Origin of the sequence: Paenibacillus kribbensis, from assembly GCF_001705305.1 — a bacterium.
Lineage (GTDB): Bacteria > Bacillota > Bacilli > Paenibacillales > Paenibacillaceae > Paenibacillus > Paenibacillus kribbensis_B.
Map to the genome: position 1 here is coordinate 267,026 of NZ_MCBP01000003.1, position 15,072 is coordinate 282,097.

The 15,072-nt window shown below is 46.5% G+C and carries 11 protein-coding genes; 7 read left to right on the plus strand and 4 right to left on the minus strand.

Annotated features, from left to right (window positions below; all coding sequences use genetic code 11):
- Nucleotides 1-99: 99 nt before the first annotated feature.
- Together BAZ21_RS07145 and BAZ21_RS07150 are read right to left on the minus strand one after the other, a co-directional pair.
- Nucleotides 100-999 carry a glucose 1-dehydrogenase gene (locus BAZ21_RS07145; protein ID WP_068498498.1) on the minus strand — a complete coding sequence of 300 codons (900 nt, stop codon included), beginning with the start codon at nt 997-999 and terminating at the stop codon, nt 100-102.
- 125 nt (nt 1,000-1,124) lie between these two features.
- Complete coding sequence (locus BAZ21_RS07150) at nt 1,125-1,877, minus strand: MBL fold metallo-hydrolase (protein ID WP_068498500.1); 753 nt, start codon at nt 1,875-1,877, stop codon at nt 1,125-1,127.
- A gap of 161 nt (nt 1,878-2,038) precedes the next feature.
- On the opposite strand from BAZ21_RS07150, the gene BAZ21_RS07155 reads away from it, so the two are divergent.
- Nucleotides 2,039-2,467 carry an Lrp/AsnC family transcriptional regulator gene (locus tag BAZ21_RS07155; protein WP_068499019.1) on the plus strand — a complete coding sequence of 143 codons (429 nt, stop codon included), beginning with the start codon at nt 2,039-2,041 and terminating at the stop codon, nt 2,465-2,467.
- 56 nt (nt 2,468-2,523) lie between these two features.
- Here the strand turns inward: BAZ21_RS07155 and BAZ21_RS07160 are convergent, their stop codons facing one another.
- The gene (locus BAZ21_RS07160) at nt 2,524-3,042 is read right to left on the minus strand and encodes a GNAT family N-acetyltransferase (protein WP_068498502.1); all 519 of its coding nucleotides are present in this window, start codon (nt 3,040-3,042) and stop codon (nt 2,524-2,526) included.
- Nucleotides 3,043-3,201: 159 nt separating this feature from the next.
- Between BAZ21_RS07160 and BAZ21_RS07165 the strand changes: the two genes are divergently transcribed.
- On the plus strand, nt 3,202-4,092 hold the full coding sequence (locus BAZ21_RS07165; RefSeq protein ID WP_068498504.1) for an EcsC family protein: 891 nt from the start codon (nt 3,202-3,204) through the stop codon (nt 4,090-4,092).
- A gap of 50 nt (nt 4,093-4,142) precedes the next feature.
- On the opposite strand, the gene BAZ21_RS07170 is transcribed toward BAZ21_RS07165, so the two are convergent.
- On the minus strand, nt 4,143-5,411 hold the full coding sequence (locus BAZ21_RS07170; protein WP_068498506.1) for an MFS transporter: 1,269 nt from the start codon (nt 5,409-5,411) through the stop codon (nt 4,143-4,145).
- A 231-nt stretch (nt 5,412-5,642) separates the two neighbouring features.
- Here BAZ21_RS07170 and BAZ21_RS07175 point away from each other — a divergent pair, with 231 nt between their 5' ends.
- From BAZ21_RS07175 to BAZ21_RS07195, 5 genes are all read left to right on the plus strand, one after another.
- Entirely contained in the window at nt 5,643-7,649 is a 2,007-nt protein-coding gene (locus BAZ21_RS07175; RefSeq protein ID WP_068498508.1) for a stalk domain-containing protein, read from the plus strand.
- Between the two features lie 200 nt (nt 7,650-7,849).
- Complete coding sequence (locus BAZ21_RS07180) at nt 7,850-9,619, plus strand: acid phosphatase (RefSeq protein ID WP_068498510.1); 1,770 nt, start codon at nt 7,850-7,852, stop codon at nt 9,617-9,619.
- 320 nt (nt 9,620-9,939) lie between these two features.
- Nucleotides 9,940-11,346, plus strand: a complete 1,407-nt coding sequence (locus BAZ21_RS07185) for a sucrose-specific PTS transporter subunit IIBC (RefSeq protein ID WP_068498512.1) — start codon at nt 9,940-9,942, stop codon at nt 11,344-11,346.
- 18 nt (nt 11,347-11,364) lie between these two features.
- On the plus strand, nt 11,365-13,623 hold the full coding sequence (gene bglX, locus BAZ21_RS07190; protein WP_068498513.1) for a beta-glucosidase BglX: 2,259 nt from the start codon (nt 11,365-11,367) through the stop codon (nt 13,621-13,623).
- Nucleotides 13,616-14,992 carry a glycoside hydrolase family 32 protein gene (locus BAZ21_RS07195; RefSeq protein ID WP_068498515.1) on the plus strand — a complete coding sequence of 459 codons (1,377 nt, stop codon included), beginning with the start codon at nt 13,616-13,618 and terminating at the stop codon, nt 14,990-14,992. The genes bglX and BAZ21_RS07195 overlap by 8 nt, the downstream gene beginning before the upstream one ends.
- The last annotated feature ends 80 nt before the right edge of the window (nt 14,993-15,072 follow it).

Consider the following 15,072-nt stretch of genomic DNA (forward strand, 5'->3'; position numbering starts at 1 on the left):
TATTCCATTGTCGTATAAAAGGAACCTCCAGTCCCACTTGAAATGTGGATACTGGAGGTTCCTTGTTTGTTTGACCTTGTAGGACACGATCATACGTATTTAAGTTGTCACCATTTGTCCGCCATTGACATGCAGCGTTTGGCCCGTAATGAAGGAGCCGTCATCCGAAGCCAGCAGCACATAGGCGGGGGCCAATTCATAAGGCTGCCCGGCACGCTTCATCGGTGTATTGGTGCCGAAGGTTCGAATGGCTTTAGGCGACTGGGTGGCGGCATTCAGCGGAGTCCAGATGGGACCGGGAGCAATGGCGTTCACACGAATGCCCTGATCGACCAGATTATTAGCCAGAGCACGGGTGAAGCTGACAATGGCTCCTTTGGTAGCTGAATAGTCGATCAGATTCTTTTGCCCGACATAAGCTGTAACCGAAGCCGTATTGACAATACTTGCTCCAGCCCGCATATGCGGCAGTGCCTCTGTGGTCATATGAAAGAAGGAAATAATATTCGTGTCAAACGTATCACGAAGCTGCTGTTCGCTGATATCCAGATACGATTCTCGTATAAACTGAACCCCCATGTTGTTAATGAGGATGTCGATACGTCCGAAGGCTTCCATCGTTTTTTGGACAACCAGACAGCAGTTGCTTTTTTGTCTCAGATCACCCGGAATTAGCAAACAGCGTCTGCCAAGCCTGTGAATCACATCGCGGGTTTCCATCGCATCCCGATGCTCATCGAGATAGGCAATGACCAGGTCGGCCCCTTCTTTGGCAAAAGCCACAGCAACCGCACGACCAATACCGCTATCACCGCCGCTAATAATCGCTACCCGATCCTGAAGCTTTCCAGTGCCGATATATTTTGGATTATCAAAAATAGGGCGTGGAACCATCAGATATTCGAACCCCGGTTGTCTGTATTGATGCTGGGGAGGAAAAGCAATCGGAACTTCTTTACATTGGGTTTCTGTACCGTAATTAGGATACTGCCAATTCATTGTTAATCTCCTTCTTTGGGCGTTTTGAAATCCAATATATTCGAAATGGGCGCAAACGGTGACTCACGACGGTTTCCAGTAAGCGGGCAGCTTCCGTTAACTGCGAGTCGTGTACAAATCACAAACTATCCCGAAATCGTCGCTCCATCCGCCGGAATATGGACACGCTTCCCCAAACCTTCACGGTTGATATGTTCCGCAAGTTCGGAGCGAGTTAGCAGACAATGGTTGATGGCTTCCATGTGGATAGCCACGACTTGTGTATAGGGGGCGTGCTGCGCTACCGTCGTCACATCCTGGGCAGTCATAATGATGGGATCACCCACTGTAAAACGCGCTCCTCCAGCGTTTACAATTGTCCAGTCAGGACGATATTCGTCCAGTGTTTTCGCAACTTCACTGCACCAGATAGTATCCCCGGCCAAATAGACGACAGGCTCACCAGGAGCTTGAAACACAAAGCCTGATATGGGCCCCATCTGCTCCCCGATTTCTCCGGTACCATGATGTCCAGTTGTGCGGATGATCTCGATTTCTCCCATAGATCCAACCATCCAAATCGGAGTAACCTGTGTAAAACCGTTAGCAGCAATTTGCTCTTCATCACCGGGCTGACAGAAGACGGGAATTTGCTTGTCCAGCCATTGTACTGCCGCCGGGTCCCAATGATCCGGGTGCAAATGCGTAACGATCACAACGTCAGGCTGCCCGAGTGTTTCCCATTGTGGAGGCAAGGGAACCAGCGGATTGCGACGATCATTCGCCGTATTCGGAATAGGCGGATTTACGCCAGGCTCGCTCAGCATCGGGTCGATCAGAAATTTTACTCCACCATATTCTAACCATAGGGTCGCATTGCGGATCAGTGTGATTTTCATATATTGATAGCTCCTTTTGTATAGTCGATAGAATTTTTTAGCCGGATATGTTCGGCAGTTCATTGTTTCTGTTACAATCATATCTGACACAAAAGATGCAGGCTATGGTCTGCTGAAAGGAAAACAAGAATTCTCGTTTCATGATGAAAGGAAAAATGGCTATGGAACTATTTGTGCCCGATGAGATTGACCTGCGCATTCTTCATCATCTGATTGAGGACAGCTCTTTATCCCACAAGGAGATTGGTCTGCTTGTTCATCTTACGGGTCAAGCGGTAGGAGCGCGTGTTCGGAAAATGGAGGATGCAGGCATCATCGAAGGCTATACTATACGCTGGAACCCTGAAAAAATGGGGCAGACCATTCACGCTTTTATTACGGTATTTTTGAATTCGGGAACCGTTCATAGTGCTTTCCTGGCTTTCGCACGGAAGCATCCCTCTATTGTTGAGATTCATCGGGTCAGTGGTGAAGGCTGTTACTGGATGCGCTTGCGTATGTCGTCACAGTCAGAGCTTAATTCCATGCTGGATGAGCTGACGCAGTACGGCAATTACAAACTAAGCTTTTCGTTAGGAGAAATCGAATGATACAAGCTCCCGGTGCTAGCGCCGGGAATTTTTGTTTTGGTGAGGACGCATAGAGGTTAGCGATACAGGCTCATTTTTAAAATATGCTGCAATCCGTGTGAGCCCATCTTGGTGTCGCCCTCATCTTGAAAGCCACATTTGAGGTAGAGTTTTTGAGCAGGGCGGTTACGGGCATTGACACCCAGTACGACTTCGCGAACATTTGGGAAGTGTTTAGAGATATATTGGGGCAGTTGAAGCAGCCCATGCTTGGCGTACCCTTGTCCTTGATCTGCATAATGAATAGAGAAAGCACGCAGTAACAGAGCCTCGGAAGCATTCGTATAGTCCGCTAGCTCATCTCCATCGTATAAAATGAAAAATCCCACCGGTCTGCCAGCAGCCGTAATGACGACAGGATGACGGTGCGGATCTTGCTTGGCCAGTCCCAGCATTTCATCCGGCATTCCGGTAAACTGCCGCTGTTCTTCAGGCAAATAAAACGTATGTAAAATGGCATCATGCTTACAATGATAAGGGACAAGCTCTACGCCAGTGGTAGAAGCAGCCTGTGAGGTGCATGTGGGTTTATTCATGCTTACACTCCAATCTGTACATTTTTTTAACATACTATAACATCTCATGGGCCATACAAGCTGAACTAAAAAATATACAAAAAGAGAAACCTGAACTCATCTTACTTACGTATTACCCATACATAAACAAGCATGGTTAAAAAGGAGACGTGTACTTCTATGAAGCAGGCAGCACAATATCGTGAAGGTGAGGACCAATTGCGTCATGAGCTGAAAAACATTGAGGCGTGGGAGAAAGAGCAAAAGGACATTTTTTTCTGGGAAAAAATCGGCAGATGGCCTTTTATGCTACTGGATCGGCTGACGCCTAAAATCATTAAAGACAAGCTGGAGCAACTGCTTAACGAGTTGGGAAGCTTCATTCAAAACGGCGGCAAGTATTTGGTGAAAGAAGAAACCGTGCTGAACAAGCTGAAACAGACGGCTGATGAACATATCACTCGGCAAAATGATACTGATTTGGACCACAGCCCTGAATTGGCATGGGGGCTAAAGCAGTCGGCTGAGCTGCCGCTCACGATCATGGATCAGACCGCTGACGAAATAATATCAGGTCGTGTTACTTTTGCCACCGCTCAGGGAGCGACAACGGGAATTGGCGGTGTATTTACCATCGCAGCGGATATTCCTATTTTGCTCGGCTTGTCGCTCAAAGTACTGCAAGAAATGGCGCTATGCTACGGCTTCAATCCCGATGATAAGCAGGAACGCATATTTATCATTAAGTGTATGCAATTCGCTTCATCCGACATCGTGGGAAAAAAGGCTGTGCTGGAGGAACTGGCCTTGTTTGATGATCCTTCACGTCAGGCACAGGTCTTTTCCCAGATGCAGGGATGGAGAGAAGTCGTAAATACGTACCGCGACCAGTTTGGCTGGAAAAAGCTGCTTCAGATGGTCCCGATTGCGGGTATTCTGTTTGGCTCCATCGCCAATCGAAGCGCGATTCGAGACGTAGCTGAGGCAGGTAAAATGCTGTACAAAAAGCGTCGTATTCTGATGCGTCTGGCTGAAGCCCAAATTGATTGGTTCGTTAGTGAATCACGTTAGTTTGCTATAAAAATGTGCAGCGGCCATCTTAGCCACTGCACATTTACCTGCTACACTTCGGCTCCATTTTCTTCGGCCCAGCGGTTCAGGGTTTTATCTGTAGGCAGCAGGAAGGTCAAAATGCCGAGCAGCGGCAAAAAGCCACACAGGAACATGATGTTCGTGATGCCTAATTTGTCGATCCAGTTGCCGAGCACCAGCGCTCCCACTCCGCCAAGGCCAAAAGCGAGGCCCGTGATCAGACCGGACACCGTTCCGATTTTGCCAGGCACGAGCATCTGCGCGTATACAACGGTAATGGAGAAGCTTGACAGCATGATAAAACCGATAATTGGCAACAGGATAGCAGTCCAGAATTGGTTGGCATAAGGCAGCAACAGTGCAAGAGGCGCGGCCAGTACCATGGACAGGAAAATCATGTTCCGTTTGCCAAACCGGTCCCCCAGCGGGCCACCAAAGAAGGTGCCTAGCGCACCAGCTCCGAGGAACAGGAAAATATACAGCTGTGCATCAGCCAGTGGCATTTTAAACACTTCCATCAGGTAAAACGAATAGTAGCTTCCGATCGAGGTCGAATACCACGAACGGACAAATACCAGTAGAATGAGGACAATCATGGCAAACATAATGCGGTTGCGTACTTCGGGCTTCATACGGCGTGCCACCGCTTTTTTACGAGTGATGCCTTCTGTACGCAGGACGTTACCATACCAGCGGGCGATGAACGATTGTACCACAATCCCGGCTGCCGCAATACCTGTGAACCAGATGGCGCCAAATTGTCCCAACGGGATAAAAATCCAGCTTGTAAGCATCGGTGCCAGCGACTGGCCTGCATTGCCGCCAACCTGGAAAATGGATTGGGCCAGCCCGCGGCGTGATCCAGCCGCCATATGGGATACCCGCGAGCCTTCCGGGTGAAAAGCCGCTGAGCCCAGCCCGACGAAGATAACCGCGAGCAGCACTGCTTTGTAATCCGCGGCATAGGCAAGAAGCAGCATGCCTGTCAGGGTAAAGCCCATACCGATGGGCAGGATAGCGGGCGTAGGTCTCTTGTCCGAAAACAAGCCAATCACGGGCTGCATGATGGAAGCTGTAAAATTAATGGCGAATGAAATCCAGCCGATCTGCGTATAGTTCAGGCTCATGGATTCCTTCAAGATCGGAAAGATCGCAGGAATGACCGATTGAATCGAGTCATTGAATAGATGGACGAAGCTGATTGCAATCAGAATTGCAAAAACGGTGCCCTTCGCTTGCGGTCCCTGAAGCGGGAGCGATTGACCCGTTTCTTTTTTTGCTGCAGATTTAGTAGTCATGGCAACCTCCGGTTATGTATGTATGTTTTAAGATATAGGAAGCGATCCGTTTGCAGCAAATGGCTGAAAGTGGAATAAAGCCTGTCTTTGCTCGGTGCTGCTAACTCATACGGCTGCATACTCGTCATTGCATGATTTAGTCCGGATTTTATTTGCGTCTTATGGAAATCCAAATGTTTATCATTTTTGAAACCGATATAAATGGAATAGAGAAAGAAAAGGGGAGCTAGCATGAGAAAAACAGGGATAATTGCACTAGCCGCAGCGATGGTCTGTGGAACGATAGCAGGCACTACATTAAACAACGGATCAAAAGCGGTAGCGGCAGAGACAGCGACGGATGTAATCACGAACAATTCTTGGAAAACAGCTAAAATCATTGATGTGGTCGACCGGGATAACTACCTACTGGATGACGGTTCTTTATGGAGAAAGAGTATAGATGGCCCAGTGATTGAAAAATTGAATTTGAAGGGAATTATAGGCAGCAAGGATGAAAGTGTAGACTATTACGGCTGGACTCAGGACGGAAGGGTAGCTAATTGGGATAATATTTCCGACCATGCAACAGTAGCGTCTCAATCCTCAGGAGTTAAAGAGATTACCGGAGAGGGCTTGGCTATTAAAAACGATGGGACGGTCTCTTGGGGAAGAACAAAGATCGAGGGAATATCTGATGCCATCGACGGCGATAAGGTGAGTACCTACTTTACCGTTCTTACTCGATCCGGTGATGTATGGTATTCCACAGGTTACACAGGGTCCAAGCCGCGCAAGATAGGACATGTAGACCATGCGCTCGATATCAAAATGAGTACAGCGTATGCTGCGGTGCTCAAGGCGGATGGTCATGTCACGATGCTGGATATGCTGACGAATGAACCGCCGCGTGAAGTGGGAAGTGATATTTCCTCGATATTATGGAAAAAAGGCACACATGTCTTGATTACCGTACATCAGGACGGGACGGTGTGGAGCTATGATCGGCTGAAAAAGTATCCGGCGGTGCAGCTTAGCGGATTGTCTGATGTTGTGCGGCTGGTTGATTCGCCTGATGAGCTTTTTGCACAATTAAAGGATGGTACATGGGTCGGCTATAAGGACGGTATCACGACTCCTTTAAGTTTACCTACATTAACAGGGATGACTCTGTTGACGACCTCCAAAGAGGGTGCGATCGGTGACAGTATTCAATTGAATGTACAGGAGACGTATTCCAATGGCTATCGGCTCACACGGCATCCCGAAGCCAGTGAAATCGAAGTAGAGAAGCCTCAGGTTGCCGAGCTACAGCAGGATGGCTCAGGCAAACTCAAAGTACGGGGCATTGGCAGCACAGCCGTATCTCTGCGGACCGAAGGGTTACCATCATCTTTTACCTTGAAAATAGCGTCTGATCAAACATTGACTGGGGCGGCTATGCTGAACGGCAGTGTGTATTTGCCTGTGCAGTCTGTGTTCAAGATGCTGGGCGGATCGGTTACGGTGACCAACCAAACTTTTACGATCAAGCTGGGGAATAATAATATCGTACTCCAAAAAGGGAGTTCCTCTGCGATGGTGAATGGAAAATCTGTTGCGCTCAAAGGCAAGGTTCAAACGGTCAATGGGCAGGTGGTGTTCCCGGGAACACTGCTGACCGATCTGAAGCTGGGTGGATTCAAGTGGAATCGTGATCGGCAGCAGGGGGAATTATCTGTGGGTGCTACCAAGCTTGTGATCGAGACGCCAGAAACGACAAAAATTATCAAGGCCATGGATCTGGGTAGCCTGTCCAAACTCATTGGCAAAACCTATTGGGTCAATAACTTCTATAGCGCTGGAGAGCGTTTTGGCAAAGTAACTGTTAAAGATATCGAGGTCAGCACGGACCCGAATGGTGTTAAATCGTATGAAGTTATTTTTCAGGGTGCCAATGGCGTAACTTATAACACGTTTTCCATGATTGGAGCTTCACGCATCCCACAAATGCTGTCCGATTCCGATCAATTCCTGACTTACGATCCCTACAAGAAATATCAATGGTCTCAAGCCATTTGGAACAAGATTAAAAATAATGAAGTCAGCTTGGGCATGAATACGACGCAAGTGCAGTTCGCATGGGGAAACCCAACAGTCAGAGAAAAGGGAACTGCTTCAAACGGAACCCAAGTCGAAGCCTGGGTATACGGCAACCGCAGTCTTTATTTCAAAGCGGTGGGTTTCGTAAATGGCAAAGTTATAGAGGTATGGCTGTAAGGTTAATGACGTTTCCATAATAGCTTGAACGAGGGTGTCTCAAGAGCCGCATAAGCGGCTTATGAGATGCCTTTTTTTGTTTTAACAAAACCATGCTCTTTATTTAACAAATGCAAGCTATGATTTTTATGCCGTACAACCTGTTGTGTGGATGAACACAAAGCAAGTATGAAGAGCATAAGAGAGGATATGATTACACAATGAAATTGCTAAGAAAGCCATTATCTGCTGCTTTATTATCTGTACCATTACTTCTAGGTTCCCTGGGAGGAAGCTATGCGAGTGCGGCAACTCTACCAACAACGGTATCTCCATCCGAGCCGTCCGGAGGATATTTTGTAGACCACTATAAAAATAATACCTCTGCAAATAAGACAGAAAGCTCTAATCCGACCCTCGGATTGCTTTCTGGATTTACCAAGCTTTGGACTCCTGGCGCAACCTGGGATACGGGTACCAAGCTAAATAGCAGCGTGCTGGATGCCAATATTCAAAAAGTGATTGATATAGCAGCCCGCCGCACTTCCAGTGAGGCCGATGCGGCTTATTTGGATGATCGCAGAAATCAGAGCTACAGTGTGATTGACGGTCTGGGTTCGCTTACCGATGTATATCGAAAGAATGCAGGGGCAACTACAACAATCAACGACGTTCCGGCAGATGCCCTGACTAAAAAATATGAAGATGAAGGAACCAATGCAGGGAGTACAAGCTCCAGTCTTGGCAATATCGTGAAATTGGTCAATACCCTGCGTGGTGATTACTCTTCGACGAGCTCGGCCAAGGCTTACTTTAGCTACCCTCGTCCGTTTCGCTGGAGTGACAATTCAGTCGTAGTTCCGACTCTGCTGCCCGCGCAAAATTCTGATCCGAGCAAGGATGGCGGCTTCCCGAGCGGTCATACCAATGCCGCCTATCTGACTGCTATTGCGATGGCTTATGCCGCACCAGAGCGTTACCAGGAACTGCTTACCCGAGCTTCGGAGCTGGGCAACAATCGTATTGTTGCTGGTATGCACTCCCCGCTTGATGTTATGGGAGGGCGCGTCATGGCAACGGCGACGGCGGCTGCCATCCTGTCTGATCCGGCCAATAGCAGTTTGAAGAAAGCAGCTTATCAGGATGCACACAGTAAATTGTTAACGCAAAAGGGGACAGCCTCGGATCGGTTCAGCAATTACGCTGCCAATAAAAAAGACTATACCCAACGATTGACCTACGGATTTAGCCAGATTAATCCGACGACTACGCCAATGACGGTACCTAAGGGAGCCGAGGTGCTGCTGGAAACACGTCTGCCTTACCTTGACAGCACACAACGCCGCTGGGTTTTGGCTACGACAGGTCTTCCATCCGGTTATCCCGTGCTTGACGATGCCGAAGGATGGGGACGACTCAACCTGTTTTCCGCCGCGGACGGTTATGGAGCCTTTGCCAATCATGTTACTGTGACTATGGATTCCTCCAAAGGCGGCTTCAATGCATTGGATCGCTGGCGCAACAATATCTCCGGCGTTGGCAAGCTGACTAAAAAGGGAACAGGTACGCTGAAGCTAATGGGCAACAATACGTATTCCGGTGGTACACAGCTCGAGCAAGGCATTCTGGAGGGGAACTCGGAGACGGCCTTCGGAAGTGGTGATGTTACGAATAATGGAGGAACCCTCCGTACCAATACTTCTGGTAAGCTGGTGATCGGCGGTAATTACAAGCAAACTGCCAAGGGAACACTTGAACTTCATCTGGACAGTAAAAATGACGTGCTCAAAACGAAGGGAACAGCCGTACTCAACGGAAAATTGCGTCTGAATTTTTCAAACAAATATGTACCGGCTAACGGTGCCACGATCTTGACTTATGGTAAACGAAATGGAGCATTTTCTTCCGTTGAAACGTCAGGTTTGCCAAGCCACTATAAAGTAAGGGTTATCTATAAAGCGGACAGCGTTCAGTTAAAAGTTACAAAATAACCAAACGGAACGATTAAAAAATGCACCTTTAGAATACACCGGATCAACCATGAGGTTATCCGGTGCCCATTCTGGAGGTGCATTTTGCTGTTTAATGATGGGGGCTGGTTTCCAGAAGCGAATAAAGACAGGCTCCAGTACTTGAGCCCATTTCTCGGAATTATTTATAGCCAAGGGTATAAAAAGGTCAAAATTTGACCTTAATGTAGTAAAATAATCGCGCTGTTTGAAAGCGTAGTCATGATATTCTTAAGGAGCAAATTGGTCAAAGTTTTAATGGTTTAGACTAACTAAGAGGAACAGAGGAAAGGAAGAGACTGATGAGTCTTGAAAAAGAATACGTTAAAATAGCCCAAGATGTAATTAAAGGGCTTGGCGGAGAAGACAATATTATTTCCATGGCACATTGTGCCACACGGCTGAGACTGATTGTAAAAGACAGGGACATTATTGATGATGAATTTATTGAGAATATTGATAAGGCTAAGGGGGTTTTCTTTACATCCGGGCAATATCAAATTATTTTTGGAACCGGTACCGTAAATAAAGTATACGAAGCGATGGTCGGCCAGAACGTATCCGCTACATCAAAGGCAGAGCTGAAAGAGAAGGCCTCAGCGCAAGATGACAACTTTTTCAAAAGAATGATCCGGGTTTTCGGGGATGTATTCGTTCCTATTATACCTGCATTGGTAGCTACAGGATTGTTTATGGGAGTTAGGGGCTTGGTAACTCAGCCTGCATTGCTTCAGCTATTTGGGCTTACACCGGATCAGATTTCTGCGAATTTTATATTATTTACGCAAATACTGACCGATACCGCTTTTGCCTTTTTACCCGTGCTGGTGTGCTGGTCAGCGTTCAGAGTGTTCGGCGGGTCGCCTATCTTGGGGATATTGCTCGGATTAATGCTGGTAAGTCCTTCCTTGCCTACATCCTGGGATGTCGCTCAACATGTTAAGGAGCCCCTTTTATTTTTGGGATTCATTAAAATTGCAGGCTATCAGGGCTCGGTTCTGCCGGCGTTCATTATAGGGATCGTCGGGGCGATGCTGGAGAAGAGAATCAGGAAATCCGTTCCCGAAGCATTGGACTTGATTCTGACACCGTTTCTGACATTGTTGCTCACACTGGTACTGGGCTTGTTCGTGATTGGTCCCATCTTCCATGAGGTTGAGGTTTTAATATTAGCGGCAGTTACAGCTATTTTAAAATTGCCGTTTGGCATTGGCGGGTTTATTTATGGTGGCATTAATCAGATTATTGTCGTTACCGGGCTGCACCATGCTTTGAACCTGATAGAAATACAGATGCTGGTGGATAGCGGCTGGAATATGGTCAACCCGATCAGTTCGGCGTCGATTTGTGCACAAGCGGGTGCGGCGTTGGCCGTCGGCCTAAAATCGAGAAGGTTAAAAACCAAATCTATTGCCTACCCTTCTGCCTTGTCTGCATTGTTGGGCATTACGGAACCGGCTATCTTCGGGGTGAACATTCGATATGGCAAACCATTTTTGATGGCCTTGATTGGAGGAGCGGTTGGCGGATTTTTCGCACGTATCTTTAATGTTCAAGCAACGGGCATGTCGATTACAGCCATCCCTGGATTGTTATTGTATCTGAATAATCAGATTTTTCTGTATATTTTAGTTTGTCTAATCGGTTTTGGTGTAGCATTTGCACTGACGTGGATCTTTGGGTTTAAAGAAAAAATAGAGAACAAATAAAATTTGGTGGAGAGAATCATGGACAACAAAACACTGCTTGATAAATTGAATAGCCTTTCAATAGAAGAAAAGATTGGCCAACTCATCCAACTGACCGGTGATTTTTTTGAAGGCGATATGGATACGGTTGTGACGGGTCCTCTCAAAAAATTAGGGTTAAGCACCAGTTACAATGTTTATAATACTGGATCTATACTGAACATTACCAATCCGGAAAAAATTATCCGCCTGCAAACGGACTATTTGGAAAAATCGGTTCATAAAATTCCACTGCTGTTCATGGCAGATATTATCTACGGATATCGAACCATCTTCCCGATTCCGATTGCACAAGCTTGCAGTTGGAACTATGAGGGGATAGAACATGCGGCGTCGGTTGCTGCTCGGGAATGCTACGAGGAAGGTGTTCACGTGACCTTTTCCCCCATGGTAGATATCGTTAGAGATCCCCGTTGGGGGCGGGTGATGGAATCCCCTGGAGAAGATACATTGCTGGCGAGGAAATATGCGCAAAGCGTGGTTCTGGGAATCCAGGGAAGGAATTTGGAAAGTACAGTCGTGCCGGCCAATAAAATTGCCGCTTGCGTTAAGCATTTTGCCGCTTATGGAGCGCCTGTCGCCGGACGTGAATACAATGCCGTGGATATGTCGGAGCATGCATTGCGGGAATATTATTTACCGGGGTATCAAGCTGCAATAGAAGCGGGTGCAAAGCTCGTCATGACGGCTTTTAATACCTTGAATGGTATCCCAGCGACTGGAAACGAATGGCTTAACCGAGATGTGCTAAGACAGGAAATGAATTTTGACGGTGTGTTGATCTCGGATTACGCCGCTATAGAAGAGTTAATCATGCATGGTTATGCCGAAGACGAGGCTTCCGCCGCAAGGCTGGCACTGCTGGCGGGTGTGGATGTGGATATGAAGACGGCAGTCTACGCTAATCAATTGAAGAATGTAATATCTGGTAACGACCATATGCTGGAGCTTCTGAATGAAGCTGTATACCGTGTCTTAAAGCTGAAAAATGATTTGGGGCTGTTTGAGGACCCGTTCCGCGGATTACAGGAAATCGTTAAGCTTTCAACAAGCAGCATTTTGTCAGATGAGCATAAAAAAGCAGCACTGTCCTTGGCAGAAGAATCCGTTGTTCTGCTGAAAAATGAACATGAACTGCTGCCATTGTCGAAACATACCAAGGTAGCCTTAATCGGTCCTTATGCAGAAGAAAACTCCACCCTGGGTATGTGGGCCATTAAGGGGGATGAGGCGGATACCGTTAATTTGAAAACAGGGCTGTTAAAGCATGTTGATCCCGACAATCTCACGGTATGCAGAGGGGCATATATGCTGCCCCTTCATGCGAGGGAAGCCCTCGGCAAATATGCAGACAAGCTGGCTGCTGAAACGGTCGAAGAGGAAGTTCTGCTGCACGAAGCGATCCGGAATGCTAACGAAGCGGATATCATTATTCTTGCCTTGGGAGAAAGTATATATCAGAGCGGAGAAGGGGGATCGCGAACGAACCCGATGCTTCCGGAGCCGCAATTGAAACTGCTCCATGAATTAAGTGTATTGGGCAAAAAGATTATTCTAATCGTATATAGTGGAAGACCTTTGATCCTTACCGATGTTGCTGGAAAAGTTGATGCCATTGTTCAAGCCTGGTATCCGGGAACGATGGGCGGAGAAGCGCTGGCCAATATATTGTATGGGAAAGTAAATCCGTCAGGGAAATTAACGATGACCTTTCCACGAAGCGTTGGGCAAATTCCGGTGTACTACAATGAGTTGAACACAGGCAGACCGGATCTAAAGGAAAATGGCTCTTATCGATTTGCGTCCCGATATATAGATGAAGTGAACGAACCGTTGTATCCGTTTGGCTATGGCAAATCCTATACCTCCTTTGAATACAGTCTATTAACCGTCAGTCAAAAAGAAATGAAAACAAATGAGTCAGTGGATATCCGTATATCTGTATCCAACACTGGAACCTATGATGGGAAAGAAACGATCCAATTATATATTCGCGATAAATTTGCAAGTGTTGCAAGGCCAGTTAAAGAATTAAAAGACTTTAAAAAGGTTTTTTTACAAAGTGGCGAGACCAAAATTGTGGAATTTTCAATTCATGAAGACATGCTTAAATTTTATGGACGTGAAATGGAATACAAGAGTGAGCCTGGCGAATTTGAGGTTTATATCGGTTCAAGCTCACAGGAAATTTTGCTGAGCATTAGTTTTATTTTTTTACCGGAGGATAAACATGAATAAAAGTGACGCTTATAACCTTAAATATCATATTACCCCTCCTTACGGGCTATTAAATGATCCTAATGGACTTGCCTTTTTCAATCATCAATATCATGTGTTCTATCAGTGGAATCCAAAAGGAACCGAACATAAACATAAATGCTGGGGCCATGTTGTTTCCAGCGATCTGGTGCATTGGCAAAGGAAAAGTGTCGCACTGGAGCCTTCGGAATGGTATGACAAGGATGGCATTTATTCCGGCGGGGCCATCGTTCATAATGACAAGCTGTATCTGTTTTACACAGGAAATGTAATCAGGGATGATGGAGTAAAAGAAAGCTATCAATGCGCAGCCATTTCGGAGGATGGCGAGCATTTTCAAAAAATCGGCCCTTTGTTTGAACATCCCGAAGGTTATACCAGACATGTTCGAGATCCGAAAGTATGGAGAGACCATAACGGGGATTGGTGGCTGATCGTTGGAGCTCAAAGAGAAGATTTGACTGGAGATACGCTTATCTACAAATCTACAGATTTGTCCAATTGGGAATGCCAGGGATCATTTTTTGAGCATGACAATAAGTTCGGATATATGTGGGAATGCCCGGATGTACTGAATTTTGCGGAAAATGACATTTTTGTTTTCTCGCCTCAGGGTTTACCGGAGGTAGGCGAATATTATAAAAATCCTAATCAATCGGGATATATTGTTGGGAAATTATTGGAGACAGGGAAATTCAGCGGAAGCCTATCCGATTTTAAAGAGCTTGATCGAGGATTTGATTTTTATGCGCCACAATCGTTTAGGGTGAATGATAGAACCATTATGTTCGGATGGATGAGCGCCATGAATGAAGAAACGGAAAGGGCTGTTCCGACCATTCAGGAAGGCTGGATTCATGCATTGACTCTCCCTAGAGAAATAGTGCTGATTAACGGTGTGTTGTACCAGAAACCATTGCCGGAATTACAATTGTTAAGACTGGATGGAGCGCATTATAAGGGGAACATTCAAAGTGGTGGGTGGCTGCTGCCTTCTTTGCAAGTGGAATTCATTGTTCATTTTTCGATGCTTACAGAAAGTTTCAAAATGATAATAAGAGAAGCTGTTCAGATTGACTATGATTGGGAACAAAACAGTCTGACAGTCTGGAGAACAAACTGGTTGACGAACCAGAGGGAGTACAGAAAAGCAACATTAACGAATAGACTTGCAGACATGCAAATATTCATTGAAAGCTCAAGCCTGGAGATATTTGTGAACGAAGGCGAGGAAGTGTTTTCTCTGCGTTATTTCCTGGAAGATACGGAACAACGCAGTATGCTGCTTGAGGCAGGAGACAATGAAGGAGAAATTAAGCTATATCAGCTGCAGGAACGTACAGCATAAGAGCGGAGTGCAGCTTCTGTTTAATGATTCACCTGCAGAGCTGCAAGCAGGCAAGGAAAGGCTGTTCATTACTCCGTTTG